Origin of the sequence: Microbacterium hominis (genome assembly GCF_013282805.1) — a bacterium.
Lineage (GTDB): Bacteria > Actinomycetota > Actinomycetes > Actinomycetales > Microbacteriaceae > Microbacterium > Microbacterium hominis_B.
Window position 1 is genome coordinate 3,866,716 of sequence record NZ_CP054038.1, and the last position, 13,667, is coordinate 3,880,382.

The window sequence follows — 13,667 nt, forward strand, 5'->3', positions numbered from 1 at the left end:
CACGTCACCCGGGATGGGAGACGAGCCTCTTCAGGTGCGCGTGCTCCGCGTCCATGCCGGGGTTGCGCACGCGCGGGTCGGCGGAGTCGCCGCGTCGCATCATGTCATCGAGGTAGCGCCGGTCCGCGTCCAGCCGTGCGCGCGCGTCGCGGCCCACGCTGCCATGGCCCGGAATGACGAGGGATGCCTGTGCCGCGGCATCCACGAGCAGATCGAGCCCCGCGAGGTAGGCCGGGAGGTCGTCGGGGTCGAACGGCAGCGGCAGCTCGATGTCGCTGAGCATGTCGCCCGCGATGAGCACGCGGGGCCCCGGCGGCCAGAGCGCGGTGTGCCCGGGGGCGTGGCCATCGTGGACCAGCAGCTCGATCTCCACCCCCGGCGGTGCCGATTCCTCGGGGATGCGATCGACGAGGGGAGCGACCCGGCCCATGAGCTCGACGAGGTCGGGCGGGAATCCGGGATCGAGGGCGTCCACCAGCTCCCGCCGACGGGCGGCCGCGGTGCGCGCCGTCGCCGCCGACGCCCAGCGCGGTGCCCTTCCGAACCGCGGATGCCAGAGGAGGTGGTCGTGGTGTGCGTGGGTCGCGAACCCGCCGATCACCCGCAGTCCGCGGCGGTGGAGAGCCGTGGCGAGGCGGTCGAGCTCGTCGGGCAGCCACGCGGGGTCGACCAGCAGCGCGTCACGGCCGCCGACCAGCACCGTGGAGGTCGTGGACATGACCCGGCTCGTCGCGACCAGCACTCCCGGTGCGACCTCCTCCAGCTCGCGCCCTCCGCTCACCCGTAGCTCACCCGTAGGTGTCGGGCCACGACGCGATGTCGACGCCGTGGTTGTCGGGCGAGGCGAGCGACCACCACGCCGGCGCATGGGAGTCGTCGGCCAGTCGTCCGCCCGCCGCGAGTGCCGCATCCACCCTCGCCTGGGCCTGATCGGCCGGCACGTACACGTCGAAGTGGGTTCGGCCGCGGCGCGGCGCGTCGTGCCGCAGGGGATTGAAGGCCAGCTGCGGGCCGCAGCGCATCGGGTCGATGGCGTCGGTGTCGCCGAGCGGCTCGTAGCCGAGCGCGGCGAGGAAGAAGGGCCTCGCGTCGGCCTCGGAGTGCTGGGCGACGTAGATGCCCACCGTCTGCGGGCGGGTCGGGTCGGGCTCGAGGCCCAGCTCGGCCGCCGCGCGCGACACGGCGGCCGCGAACTCCGCGACCGCGGCCGGGATGTCGTCGAAGTCGAAGCACGGCACCCGCACGACGACGCCTTCGGGCCGCACGTCGAGGTCGGGGTGGATGCCGGTGCGCTCGGCCTCCGCGACGACCGGCCCGACGAGCCCGGCCGCGTGCGCGAGCGATGTCGCGGTGAACACCGCCTGCGGGCCGACGCCGGTGACCCTCCACGCGCCGACGCCGGGCGCGCGGTGGAACTCGGCGGGGGTCAGGGTCCGTTCACTCGTCATCGCGTGCACCTCTCTCGTCAGGCTCGGGCGTCGGGCACCGTCATGCGCATGACGGTCTTGCTCTTGCCGATGTGGCGCTCGAACGTGAATCCCGCCTTCTCGAACATGGCCCGCGTGCCGTTGTGGAGGAACGACGATGACGTGCGCTTGCCGGGTTCGAGCTCGTTCGGGAACGAGACCACCTCGCCGCCGCCGGCCTCGGCGATCAGCGCGAGCGCACCCTCGAGCGCCTCCCGAGCCACCCCCGATCTGCGGTGATCGCGGTCGACGAAGAAGCACGTGATGCGCCACGGAGCCGGATTCTCCTCGCCCGCGTCGTACTGCTTGCGGTGGTAGATGTTCGGCAGCTCGACCGGGCTCCCGTACTCGCACCACGCGATGGCGTCGTCGCCGTCGAAGACGAGCGCGGCGTGGGCGACGCCCTCGTCGACCAGGCGCTTCTTGAATGTCGCCCGGTCGTAGTCGTCCTTGACGGTGTGCTCGGTGTCGCCGTGGAAGTACGAGCAGTAGCATCCGCCCCACACGCCGTTGTGCTTCTCGGCGAGGGCCAGCCACGCCGGAAAGGTCTCCGGCGTGAGCGGCTTGATCACGTACGAGGTCGTCATGTGCTCCCGGACCCGGCTGCTACCAGGGCCACGCGCCGCCCCAGAAGTACACCGCGTACAGGTGGTACGCGAAGCATCCGCCGGCGATCACGGCGAACACCGTCGACACGGTGCCCCACGCGCCGCGGATGCCCGCGACGACGAAGCTCACCGTGAGGCTCGCCCACATGGCGGCGTGCGCGATGGCCGATGTGCGCTGGCGCGTGAGCTCGCTGACGTCGAAGTCCACGCGGTCACCCGGCGCGACGTACAGGACCGTGGTCAGCAGCGCGATCGCCGCTGCCACGAAGAACAGGATGCGAGCGACCGTGCGGGCGCCGGTGCCGGTGGGTTCAGTCCCGGTCTCGGTCTGGGGCATCGATGCCGCCTTCCTCTGTGGATGCCGCGGTGCGGCCGACCCGTGTGCGACCAGCATGGCACCGATGCCGCCGGGAAGACACGGTTTCCTCCGGCCCGTTCGCCTGCCAGACTGGCCGCCTATGCTCACGCGTCGATCACGTCGCGCCTCGGCCGTCGCATCCGGGGTCGTGGCCGCCGCCCTCCTCGGAGGGATGCTGAGCGGCTGCGCCACCGCCGCTTCGGGTGCCGCAGCCGATCCCGCGACGATCGCCGAACGGGCGAGCGTCGTGGGCATCGCACCTGATCTCGTCTACACGACCAGCGTCGACGGCTACGACCTGGCGCCGCAGTCCGTCGGGCCGGGAGCCGCCGACGGAATGTCGGCCACGTGGTTCCACAACGGCACCGGCGCGATGGTCACGATCCGCACGGATCGCGGTGAGCTCACGGCGGAGTCCTGCGCCGAGATGCCGCTGTGGGATGGCTCCGACGGCGCGGTCACCTGCACCGAGCAAGACGGCGTGTGGCATCGGACCGCGGGCGGCGCCGAGGAGTACATCGCCGTCCTCGACGGCGCCATGATCCGGGTGACCGGCCTCAACGAAGCCCCGACGGAGGATCTTCGAGCCGCGGCGCAGGCGGTGCACGTCCCCTCGGAGGCCGAGCTCGCGCTGCTGTTCTCCGACCTGCCGACCGAGCCCCCGCAGCCGGTCGAGCGCGGCGACCTCCCCGACAATGGCGACGGCGCTCCGATCGACCCGGTCGGCCCCGGCGGCTGAGCCTCGCTACGGCGACACGTCGCCGTCGACGACCTGCCAGGTGAGCACGGCCCGGGCGACGATCGTCGTCTCGCAGGTGCCTTCTTCGGCGCCGGGCGCGAAGGCGGCGAGGTCGAACTCGCGCAGCGCGGTCCAGGGGATGTCGTGTTCGCTCCCGACGACCAGCCACGTGTAGGTGCCGTAGACGGTGTCGAACGAGCCGAACTCGACGGCGGGGGCGGCGGTGTCGAGGCAGAGACGATCCAGGCCGGGCATCAGCTCTCCGGTCGCGATGAGCTCGTCGTGGATGGCGTCGAGGTCGATGAGCCGGACCGTGATCGAATCGCCTTCGACGTCGACCTCGACCTCCCCGCTGGTGGACCCGTCGAGGGAGAGGAGCGTCCCGGTCGCCTGCGCGGAGACCGGTTGCGTCCCGTCGGTGGGAGCGGGGCCCGGCACCGGCACTCCCGCGGTGTCCGGTGCCGCGGCGCGGCCGAGACCGGTGACCACCGGGACCGCGACAGCGAGGATGGCGACCACGGAGGCGACCGCGATCGCGGAGGCCGCCCAGGCCCACGTACGGCGGGTCGGTCGTGCCGGGGCGACGGTTCGGCCCTCCAGCATCCGGTGCAGGTCGGTCTCAGCCCGCATGCTGATGCCTTCGCCCGGGTCGCGGAGGTAGGGACTGGATGCCTCCAGCAGCCGATCCAGTTCGCCGTCAGTGATCATCTGCCCGCCCAACGGTCACCATCTCCTCCCACGTGTCGCGATCATCCGGCGCCGGCCAGGCCGCACGCAGCATCGCCTTCGCCCGGCTGATCCGCTTCCACACTGCGGGCACCGAGCACCCGAGCACGACGCCGACGTCGGCGGCGCTCAACCTGTCCCAATACGTGAGCTGCAGCACTTCGCGCTGAGCCGCCGGGAGCATCTCGAGCAGACGCAGCAGCACATCGACGTCGCTGTCTGCGGCATCCACTTCGGTGTCGGCGATCACACCGGCATCCCGCAGCATGCGGATCTCCCGCGCCTGGCGCGTGACCTCCGCCTTGCACAGGTTGTCCGCGGCGCGGAAGAGCCAGCCCGTCGGATGCGGATGCCGCGCCGGCAGCCGGTGCAGCGCGAGCTCGAAGGTCGACGCGACGATGTCATCGGCGGCCGCAGCTCCCACCCGCCGGGTCGCGAATCGTCTGACCGCGGCATGGTGGGAGCGGAACAGCTCCTCGAACCCGTCGCGCATGGGATCCCTCCGCCTGCACCCGAGGGCCGGTCGGCCCTTCTCACTTATAGATGCACGGCGGGCTCACATCCTGACATCTGCGGTCAGCGATTCCCGCGCCGGCCGCAGCGACATCGACGCGGCGAGAGCGATCGCGAGGAACCCGGCGGCCGTGAACGCGGCGTACGAGCTGGCCGTCGTGAAGCTCTCGGCCGCGATGTCGCCGACCCGAGCGGTCGCGGCATCGGCCTGGAGTGCGGGAATGCTCGCACCGGCGCTGTCGGTGACGACTGCCACCACCTGCTCCCGCTGGTCGGCGGGAAGGTCGGCGAGCCGGCTGTCGAGGTCGAGGCCGAGGGTGCCGAAGAGCACGGTGCCCAAAACGGCGATGCCCAGCGCCGAGCCGATCTGGCGGGCGGTGCTCTGGGTGCCCGACGCCTGGCCGCTGCGATCGACCGGCACATCGGCGAGCACGACGTTGGTGACCTGAGAGCTCGCGAGACCGATGCCGAGCCCGTAGACGAAGAGCATCCCCGCGATGAGCTGCCAGCCCGTGTCCGTCGAGAGCAGCAGGCCGAGCACGAGGACGCCGATCAGTTCGAGCGCGACGCCGAGCCGCAGCATCCCGACCGGGGTCATGCGACGGGAGAGGCCGCTCACCATCCCGGTCGCCAGGAACGAGCCGACCGCGAGGGAGACGAGCGCGAGGCCGGCCTGCAGCGCGTCGTATCCGAGCACGTTCTGCATCCACATGGGCAGCACGAACAGGAGACCGAGCTCGCCGAGGCTCACGATCATCGCCACGAGGTTTCCGTTGCGGAAGCTCGTGAGCGAGAACAGGTGCAGCGGGAGGAGCGTCGACCGGCCGACCCGCTCCCGGCGGCGCTCCCACAGCAGGAAGCCGGTCAGCGCGGCGACCGCCAGTGCGAACAGCACCGGCGTCGGGGAGATGTCCCATGGCCAGTCCCCGTCGGCAAGCGCGCCGCTCTCGTTGACGAAGACCCACCCGAACGAGCGCCCCTCGATCAGGGTGAAGACGAGCAGGCCCGCAGCGAGAACGCCGAGCACCGCGCCGATCGCATCGAACCCCTCGCGCTGCTCCGACTTCGACTCCCGGATCGTGAAGACGGCGAGGATCAGCACGATAAGCCCGAACGGCACGTTGACGCCGAATGCCCAGCGCCAGGAGAACTCGGTGATGAGCCAGCCGCCGAGCAGGGGTCCGACCGCGGCCATGCCGCCGATGATCGAGCCCCAGACCGCGAAGGCGATCGTGCGATCGCGTCCGCGGAAGCCCGCGTTGATGAGCGACATCGTGGCGGGCAGCACCATGGCGCCGCCGACGCCCTGCGCCACGCGAGCGGCGATGAGGGCGACGCCGTCGGGTGCGAGACCGGCGGCGATGGATGCGGCGGTGAACACCCCCACGCCGATCATGAGCAGGGCGCGCCGGCCGATGCGGTCGCCGAGCGTGCCGAACGCGATGAGGAGCGCGGCGAAGACCAGCGTGTAGGACTCCTGGATCCACTGCACCTCGGTGGACGAGACGCCGAGGTCGGCGACGATCGCGGGGATGGCGACGTTGACGACGGTGGTGTCGACGATGATGAGCGAGACGGCGATGCCGATGACGACGAGGCCGAGCCAGCGGCGGGTGGCGGACATGCCGATCATCATACCGACGACTTGTCGGCATGAAGACGTCGGATGCCACGGACCTCCCTCGTCGGCGGACGCCCCGTGGGATGATGACGGGATGCCGAGGATCTCTGCGCCGACCGTCGCCGCGCACCGCGCCGCCCAGCGGGCGGCGCTGCTGGGGGCCGCCGCGACGATCGTGACCGAAGAGGGCGTCGACGCCGTGAAGCCGGCTACGGTGACGGCTCGCGCAGGACTCGCGCGTTCGAGCTTCTACGAGTACTTCTCCTCGCGCGAGGACATCCTCGTCGCGATCACCGTCGACGCCTTCGAGGACTGGGCGCGGGATCTCGAGGCGCAGCTGGCCGGCGTGGAGCCCGGATTGCCGCGATTGCGCCGCTTCATCGAGGCGACGATGGAGATGAGCGCCGATGGCAAGCACGACCTCGCCACCGTTCTGCAGCAGGCGGAGATCTCGCCGCAGCGCATGGAGGACATCATGGCCCTCCACGACTCCGTGCTCCTGCCGCTGATGAGCGTGCTGCGCGACGTCGGGGTGCAGGACCTCCGCGCCACCGTGCCGCTCATCAACGGCATCCTCGGCGCGGCGGTCAAGCAGGTGTCGGAGGGCGCCGACGCGGCATCCGTCGCGGCATCCGTCTATCTCATGCTCACGGAGGGCGTGCTCCCGCGCTGACGATTCTGTTTGTCGACAGTGTGTCGGTATGATCGCCGGCATGGAAATCCTGAAGTACGTCATCCTCGGCGTTCACATCATCGGCGTCGCCAGCCTCCTCGGCGGCGCCCTCATCGAAATGACCGCCAAGCGCGAGGGTGGGAAGCGCGTCGTCCCGGCTGTCCTGCACGGCGCGTGGACGATGCTCGTCACCGGGATCCTGCTCGTCGGCATGAACTACGCGATCGACGACCCGGTCGACAACGCCAAGATCACGGTCAAGCTCGGCGTGCTCGTCGCGATCATCGTGATCGCCCTGATCAACCGCAAGAAGGTGCCGGTCGCCACGTGGGTGCTGCCGACCATCTCCCTGCTCACGGTGGTCAACATCTTCCTCGCGACCGTCTGGCGCTCCTACAGCTAGCCCGCTTCGGCCCGTTCGACGGCGGCGGCGAGCTCCGGGTCGTCGCGTAGCCGTCGTTCGGCCAGTGCCGGGAGTGCGATGTGGCGAGCGTTCTGCAGCGCACGCGACACCGCTCCCTGCGTGACGATGTCTCCCCCGAGCCGTGACGGGATCAGCACGGGTGCGGGCAGGTGCAGATACGGGGCTATGCTGCGCCGCGCGGCTTCGAGGACCGGCTCGATCCCCTCGGCGATCGCTCCGCACACGATGATCTGCTCCGGGTCGAACATGCTGCCGAGCACTCCGACCATCCGTGCGAACGCCTCTCCGACAGCCGCCGCGATGCGCAGCGCGTCGTCGTCGCCGGCGGCCGCCAGGGCGAGGATCCGCCGCGGGTCGAGCTCGTCTGCCGCGAGCGCGGCGAGGCGTCCCGCGGGGTCCGCGGTGCCGTCGGCGAGCATCTCTCGCGCCCGTCGCTCGATCACCGGGCCCAGTCCGAAGGCAGAATCGACGCCGCGCACGAAGTCGAAGGCGAACATCTCGCCGACGCCGCCGTGGGCACCGTGCAGCAGGTGGCCGTCGACGACGACGCCGGCACCGAGGCGCTCGCCCGCGAGGAGTGCGATGTAGTCGCGGCTGCCGACAGCTGCTCCGAGCGCTCCCTCGGCCGCAGCGGCCAGCTGGGCGTCGTTCTTCACCTCGACCACCTCGGCGCGGTCGGCGAGGAGGTGGACGAGGCCGGCGTTCGTGCGCTCCCAGAACCCCTCGGGATGCGGCGGCGACTGACCGTCGCGGCTGACGGGGGCGGCGACGCCGACGCAGATCGACAGGAGCGGCTTCGCCGCGATGCCGCGCTCGGCACATCCGGTGTCGAGCTGTTCGAGGATGGCCTTCTGCCGCTCCGCGATCGTCTGGGCGGGGTCTACGGTCACGCGACGATGCCACACCGTCCGTCCGCCCAGATCCGCGATCCGCAGGGTCAGGTGCGTGTCACCGGCGTCGAGGCCGGCGACCATGCCGAGGTCGGCGGGAAGCTCGAACCGGCGCGCCGGTCGACCGGCACGGTACTGACCGGCCGCTCGCGCGTTGGGCAACTCGCGGAGCACGTCGGCCGCGACGAGCGAATCGATGGCGTCGATCGTCGTCGAGCGCGTCAGCGACGCCGCCGCCATCGCGTCGGTGGCGGTGAACGCACCGGTCGTCCAGGCGAAGTCCAGCACCGCGCCGAGGCTCGCACGCCCCGTGCCGAGGTCCCCGGCTGTTTTCGACATCGACTCTTGACCTTTCGGTTCGCCTTTGAGAGAGTTTGCCTCAGTCGAATTGATTTGGCGAGTAGATTTACTCTTCGAGTTTAGCGCCCGCCCCCCGGGGCGGTCGTGACGGAAGGACAATGATGTCACTGAGAACGACAAGGGCTTGGCGGGGTTTCGCAGCGTGCACCGCACTCGTGCTCGCCGGTTCCGCGCTCGCGGGCTGCTCGGCCGACGGCCGCGAGACCGTCCGTTTCACGTTCAGCAAACGTGAGGCCATCGAGTTCATGACCGCCGTGGTCGACGAGTACAACGCGGCCCAGGACGACGTGCGGGTCGAGATCGACACCTCGGGCGTCGATGTCGTGTCGGCGAGCTTCGTGCGCGGGAATCCGCCCGACCTCATGCTCGCGAACTACAACTACGAGATCGCCCGGTTCGTACAGCGCTGCGCGCTCACCGACCTGTCGGGAACCGATGCCGCGGCGGCAGTGCGCGACGACCTCCAGCCGCTCATGGACCAGTACGGGACGTGCGAGGGGAGGGTGAGCGCGCTTCCGTACTCGGTGATGGCGGCATCCGTCATCTACAACAAGGAGATCTTCGACGAGCTGGGGCTCGAGGTGCCGCAGACGTGGAGCGAGCTGATCGAGGTCTGCGAGCAGTTGGAGGCCGCCGGCGTCACCCCCTTCTACGCAACGTTCAAGGATGACTGGACTGTCGGTCAGGGTTGGTACGACTACTCGGTCGGCGGATCGCTCGACGTGCTCTCCTTCTTCGACGAGCTCGCCGCGGAAGGCGTCGATGTCGGCCCGGACTCCGCTGTCTCCTTCGAAGAGGACTTCGCCGAGCCGACGGACCGGATGGTCGAGCTCAGCTCCACCTACGTCAACGACGATGCGCCCAGTCGTGGCTACGGCGACGGCAATCTCGCCTTCGCCAACGGCGAGGCGGGCATGTACCTGCAGGGACCGTGGGCGTTCGGCGAGATCGCGAAGACCGCGCCTGACCTCGAACTCGGCACCTTCCCGCTCCCGATGACCGAAGACCCCGGCGACCTCGCGGTGCGAGTCAACATGGACCTCGCCGCGATGATCCCGGAGGGATCGCGGCATCAGGAAGCCGCGCGCGACTTCCTCGAGTTCCTCTACCTGCCGGAAAACATCGAGGCGTACAACACCTCGCAGCTCGGCTTCGCGCCGACCACCGACGCGGCGCCGCCGGACGATCCGCGGATCGCCGGGATGATCCCGTATTACGACTCCGGGGCGGTGTACCAGGGACCGTCGGTGCTCGTCCCGCGGACCATGCCGATCTTCAACTATTCCCAGGCGATCGTGCTCGGCGCGGACGCCGACGCGACCCTGCGGACGATGGACGCGGACTGGGCGCGCATCGCCTTCCGCGCCCCGGTCACGAATGACGAGACGAAGGAGTCCTCGAGATGACCACGACGACCACGATCGTGACCGGCGGCGACCGGCGCGTGCGGCGCAGCGCCCGCAAGGTGGAGCCGATCTACTATCTGTTCCTGCTGCCCAGCCTCGTGCTGTTCACCCTCGCCATCACCGTCCCCGGCGCGATCGGCATCTTCTTCAGCTTCACCGACTCGATCGGCATCGGATCGTGGAGCTTCAACGGGCTCACGAACTACATCGCGCTGTTCAGCGACCCCGCGATCCTGCAGAGCTACCTGTTCACCTTCGGGTTCTCGGTCGCGACCGTGATCGCCGTGAACGTCGTCGCGTTCCTCCTCGCGGTCGGTCTCACCTCCCGCATCCGGTTGAAGACGGGCCTTCGGACAGTCTTCGTGATCCCGATGGTGATCTCGGGAATCATCATCGCCTACGTCTTCAACTTCCTGTTCTCGAACTCGCTGCCGTCGCTGGGCGCCGCCATCGGCATCCCGTGGCTGGAGACGAGTCTGCTGGCCAACCCCGACCTGGCCTGGGTGGCCATCGTCATCGTGACCGCCTGGCAGGCGGTGCCGGGCACGATGCTGATCTACATCGCCGGACTGCTGGCTGTGCCCGGAGACGTGTACGAGGCAGCCGACATCGACGGGGCCAGCAAGACGCAGCAGCTGCTGCGGATCACACTTCCGCTGGTCGCCGGCTACGTCGTGATCAACGTGATCCTCGGATTCAAGGGCTTCCTCAACGCGTACGACATCATCGTCGGACTCACCAACGGCGGCCCCGGAACCTCGACCCGCAGCATCGCGATGACCATCATCGCCGGCTTCAACGGCGGCGACTACGCCTACCAGATGGCGAACGCGACGATCTTCTTCATCGTCGCCATCCTCATCTCGCTGCTCCAACTGTCTCTCACTCGCGGAAGGAACACGATCTGATGTCCACGCAACCCGCCCTCGTCGCCGAGTCCACGACGGCTGCCCTCGCCGCGGAGCAGCCGGTTCGGCGCAAGCCCCTCCGCGTGCGCATGGAACGCCCCAACTGGTCGGCGACGATCATCCTCATCCTGTGCGCGGTCACCGTGCTGCTCCCGCTGTACGTGACGATCTCCATGTCGCTGAAGACCACCGCGCAGGCGGTCGACGGCAACGCGTTCTCGCTCCCCGCGCCGTTCAGCATCGACGGGTTCATCGAAGCATGGACTCTCACGCGGTTCCCCGTGGGAGCGGCGATCTCGCTGTTCGTCACCGCCGGCACGGTAGGCCTCACGATCCTGCTGGCCGCGTTCGCGTCGTACGCCATCGTGCGCAACTGGGACCGGCGCCTGTTCCGGTACTCGTTCTTCTACCTGCTCGCGGCGATGTTCATCCCGTTCCCGGTGGTCGCGCTGCCGCAGATCCAGCTCACGGGCCGGGTCGGACTGGACAACCCGGTCGGCGTCATCCTGCTCGCCACGATGTTCCAGCTCAGCTTCAGCGTGCTGCTGTTCACCGCGTTCCTGCGGTCTATCCCGCTCGAGCTCGAGGAGAGCGCACGGATCGACGGCGCGACGACCTGGCAGACCTTCTGGAAGCTCATCTTCCCCCTGCTCGCACCGATGAGCGCGACGGTCGGGATCTTCGCGTTCCTCTACGCCTGGAATGACTTCATGATGCCGTCGCTGATCATCTCCGACCCGGCCCTGCAGACGCTGCCGGTGCGGCAGAACCTCTTCCAGAACCAGTTCAGCAACAACTACAACGTGTCGTTCGCCTCGTACCTGATGGCGATGGCGCCCGCGATCGTCGCCTACCTGTTCACGCAGCGCTGGGTGATGGAAGGCGTCACGCAAGGTGCCGTCAAGGGCTGACCGACCCGCACACCTCCACCATGAAAGGCCCCGAATGACCACCCCACTGCCCCTCGAGACCGACGCCGCGACTCCCGCCGCCACGTGGTGGCGACAGGCGACCGTCTACCAGATCTACCCCCGCAGCTTCGCCGACGCCAACGGCGACGGGATCGGCGACATCCCCGGCATCCTGTCCCGCATCGACTACCTCGCCGAGCTCGGCATCGACGCGGTCTGGCTGAGCCCCTTCTACCCGTCCGCGCTCGCGGACGGCGGGTACGACGTCGCGGACTACCGCAACGTCGACCCCCGCCTGGGAACGCTCGACGACTTCGATGCGATGGTCGACGCGCTCCACCGGCGCGGCATCCGGGTCGTCGTCGACATCGTCCCCAATCACACCTCCGACCTGCACCCCTGGTTCCAGGAGGCCCTCGCCGCCGGTCGCGGCTCGGCGGCCCGCGACCGGTACATCTTCCGCGACGGCACCGGGCCCGACGGCTCCGAGCCGCCCGCCGACTGGGTGTCGGTGTTCGGCGGCCCCGCGTGGCATCGGGTCGAGGACGGCCAGTGGTACTTCCACAACTTCGCCAAGGAGCAGCCCGACCTCAACTGGGACAACCCGGAGGTGCACGAGGACTTCATCACCACCCTGCGCTTCTGGTCGGATCGGGGCGTCGACGGATTCCGCATCGACGTCGCGCACATGCTCACCAAGGACCTGACCGACCCGCTGCCCACGCGGGATGAACTCGCGCTGATCCCGATCGACGGCAACCACCCGCTCATCGATCGCGACGACGTGCACGAGATCTACGCCGAGTGGCGCGCCGTCTTCAACTCGTACGACCCGCCCCGCACGGCCGTCGCCGAAGCATGGGTCGCGACCGACCGGGTGCCCCGGTACGCGAGCCCGGAGAGCCTCGGACAGTCCTTCAACTTCGCGCTCCTGCAGGCGGACTTCGATGCGGCGCAGTTCCGGCGCATCGTCACCGACAGCCTCGAGCTCGCCAGCCGGTCAGGATCCTCGAGCACGTGGGTGCTCTCCAACCATGACGTCGTCCGGCACGCGACCCGGTACGGCCTCCGCGTTCCCGACGGGGGCACGAAGGAGCTCATCGAGCACGTGGGCGAGTGGCTCGTCGACGGCGGGGACGAGGCGCGGCTCGACCGCGCACGCGGGCGACGTCGTGCGGCGGCGGCCTCCCTCTTCATGCTCGCGCTGCCCGGCTCGGCATACCTCTACCAGGGCGAAGAGCTCGGGCTGTACGAGGTGACGACCATCCCCGCCGACGAGCGCCAGGACCCGACCTTCTTCCGCACCGCCGGCGCCGAGATCGGAAGGGACGGATGCCGCGTGCCGCTGCCGTGGACCTCTGCCGGGTCGTCGTTCGGCTTCGGGGACGACAGTGCTCACCTGCCGCAGCCCGAGTGGTTCTCCGATCTCGCGGTCGAGGCCCAGACCGCCGACGCCTCCTCCATGCTCTCGCTGTATCGACGCGCGCTCTCCCTGCGTCACGAGCTGCAGTCGGACGAAGAGCTGGAGTGGATCGACACCGGTCGCAGCGACGTGCTTCGATTCGCCCGGCCCAACGGCTGGCAGGTGATCACGAACTTCGGCTCGGAGCCGTACTCCATGTCGGCGGATGACGACGTGCTGCTGTCGAGCTCCCCTCTCGCCGGCACGTCGGTGCCCGCGGAGTCGACCGTGTGGATCGGCGGTCATCGCGGCTGACTTCGGATCGCGGACGATCGTCGCGGGCACGGATAACGTGCTCGCGACGACGTACCGCGGGGTCGCGGGCCCGGACGGCGGGCTCCGTCACGGGCAGACGCGGACTCGCCGTCCCTGATAGGTGACGACGTCGCCGAGTTGCAACTGACGTCCGCGGCGGCGATCGACCTCACCGTTGACGAGCACGTAGCCGTCGATGATGGCCTCCTTGCCGTCACCGCCCGAGTCGAGGAGTCCGGCGAACTTCACGAACTGCCCGAGACGGATGCCGTCGCCGCCGATCGGGACGTCTTCGATGGGTGGCTCGTTCGTCACCCCCGAATGCTAGCCGAATTGTAAGTTCCCGC

General features: G+C 69.4%; 16 protein-coding genes. 7 read left to right on the plus strand and 9 right to left on the minus strand.

The features are described 5' to 3' along the window. Positions 1-4: 4 nt before the first annotated feature. The 4 genes from HQM25_RS17355 to HQM25_RS17370 are packed head-to-tail and all read right to left on the minus strand — an operon-like array spanning position 5 to position 2,411. The gene (locus HQM25_RS17355) at positions 5-781 is read right to left on the minus strand and encodes an MBL fold metallo-hydrolase (protein WP_254359435.1); all 777 of its coding nucleotides are present in this window, start codon (positions 779-781) and stop codon (positions 5-7) included. 7 nt (positions 782-788) lie between these two features. Continuing rightward, a complete protein-coding gene (locus HQM25_RS17360; RefSeq protein WP_172991378.1) occupies positions 789-1,448 on the minus strand; it encodes a VOC family protein in 660 nt (219 codons plus the stop codon). A gap of 17 nt (positions 1,449-1,465) precedes the next feature. Then, entirely contained in the window at positions 1,466-2,053 is a 588-nt protein-coding gene (locus HQM25_RS17365; protein ID WP_172991379.1) for a GNAT family N-acetyltransferase, read from the minus strand. A gap of 19 nt (positions 2,054-2,072) precedes the next feature. After that, positions 2,073-2,411: a hypothetical protein gene (locus HQM25_RS17370; protein WP_172991380.1), complete on the minus strand. Its 339-nt coding sequence runs from the start codon at positions 2,409-2,411 to the stop codon at positions 2,073-2,075. 121 nt (positions 2,412-2,532) lie between these two features. Here HQM25_RS17370 and HQM25_RS17375 point away from each other — a divergent pair, with 121 nt between their 5' ends. Next, the gene (locus tag HQM25_RS17375; protein WP_172991381.1) at positions 2,533-3,171 is read left to right on the plus strand and encodes a hypothetical protein; all 639 of its coding nucleotides are present in this window, start codon (positions 2,533-2,535) and stop codon (positions 3,169-3,171) included. 6 nt (positions 3,172-3,177) lie between these two features. Here HQM25_RS17375 and HQM25_RS17380 read toward each other — a convergent pair whose 3' ends face one another. The 3 genes from HQM25_RS17380 to HQM25_RS17390 form a co-directional block, all read right to left on the minus strand. Beyond that, positions 3,178-3,879 carry a hypothetical protein gene (locus HQM25_RS17380; RefSeq protein ID WP_172991382.1) on the minus strand — a complete coding sequence of 234 codons (702 nt, stop codon included), beginning with the start codon at positions 3,877-3,879 and terminating at the stop codon, positions 3,178-3,180. Then, positions 3,869-4,390 carry an RNA polymerase sigma factor gene (locus HQM25_RS17385; RefSeq protein WP_172991383.1) on the minus strand — a complete coding sequence of 174 codons (522 nt, stop codon included), beginning with the start codon at positions 4,388-4,390 and terminating at the stop codon, positions 3,869-3,871. The genes HQM25_RS17380 and HQM25_RS17385 overlap by 11 nt, the downstream gene beginning before the upstream one ends. Before the next feature lie 63 nt (positions 4,391-4,453). Beyond that, positions 4,454-6,034 (minus strand): DHA2 family efflux MFS transporter permease subunit, encoded by a 1,581-nt coding sequence (locus HQM25_RS17390; RefSeq protein WP_217275166.1) that lies wholly within the window; start codon positions 6,032-6,034, stop codon positions 4,454-4,456. 91 nt (positions 6,035-6,125) lie between these two features. Between HQM25_RS17390 and HQM25_RS17395 the strand changes: the two genes are divergently transcribed. Both HQM25_RS17395 and HQM25_RS17400 read left to right on the plus strand, forming a co-directional pair. Next, positions 6,126-6,704: a TetR/AcrR family transcriptional regulator gene (locus tag HQM25_RS17395; RefSeq protein ID WP_172991385.1), complete on the plus strand. Its 579-nt coding sequence runs from the start codon at positions 6,126-6,128 to the stop codon at positions 6,702-6,704. A 40-nt stretch (positions 6,705-6,744) separates the two neighbouring features. After that, entirely contained in the window at positions 6,745-7,107 is a 363-nt protein-coding gene (locus HQM25_RS17400; RefSeq protein WP_172991386.1) for a hypothetical protein, read from the plus strand. On the opposite strand, the gene HQM25_RS17405 is transcribed toward HQM25_RS17400, so the two are convergent. Further along, entirely contained in the window at positions 7,104-8,357 is a 1,254-nt protein-coding gene (locus HQM25_RS17405) for an ROK family protein (RefSeq protein ID WP_172991387.1), read from the minus strand. The genes HQM25_RS17400 and HQM25_RS17405 overlap by 4 nt on opposite strands. Positions 8,358-8,479: 122 nt before the next feature. On the opposite strand from HQM25_RS17405, the gene HQM25_RS17410 reads away from it, so the two are divergent. Genes HQM25_RS17410 through HQM25_RS17425 form a run of 4 tightly spaced genes read left to right on the plus strand, consistent with a single transcriptional unit; the run spans position 8,480 to position 13,320 of the window. Then, complete coding sequence (locus tag HQM25_RS17410; RefSeq protein ID WP_172991740.1) at positions 8,480-9,784, plus strand: ABC transporter substrate-binding protein; 1,305 nt, start codon at positions 8,480-8,482, stop codon at positions 9,782-9,784. Next, the gene (locus HQM25_RS17415; RefSeq protein WP_172991388.1) at positions 9,781-10,692 is read left to right on the plus strand and encodes a carbohydrate ABC transporter permease; all 912 of its coding nucleotides are present in this window, start codon (positions 9,781-9,783) and stop codon (positions 10,690-10,692) included. The genes HQM25_RS17410 and HQM25_RS17415 overlap by 4 nt, the downstream gene beginning before the upstream one ends. Then, complete coding sequence (locus tag HQM25_RS17420; protein ID WP_172991389.1) at positions 10,692-11,603, plus strand: carbohydrate ABC transporter permease; 912 nt, start codon at positions 10,692-10,694, stop codon at positions 11,601-11,603. Before HQM25_RS17415 ends, HQM25_RS17420 begins: the two co-directional genes overlap by 1 nt. A gap of 34 nt (positions 11,604-11,637) precedes the next feature. After that, entirely contained in the window at positions 11,638-13,320 is a 1,683-nt protein-coding gene (locus HQM25_RS17425; RefSeq protein WP_172991390.1) for a glycoside hydrolase family 13 protein, read from the plus strand. 87 nt (positions 13,321-13,407) lie between these two features. Here the strand turns inward: HQM25_RS17425 and HQM25_RS17430 are convergent, their stop codons facing one another. Then, positions 13,408-13,635 (minus strand): RNA-binding S4 domain-containing protein, encoded by a 228-nt coding sequence (locus HQM25_RS17430; RefSeq protein ID WP_172991391.1) that lies wholly within the window; start codon positions 13,633-13,635, stop codon positions 13,408-13,410. Positions 13,636-13,667: the final 32 nt, after the last annotated feature.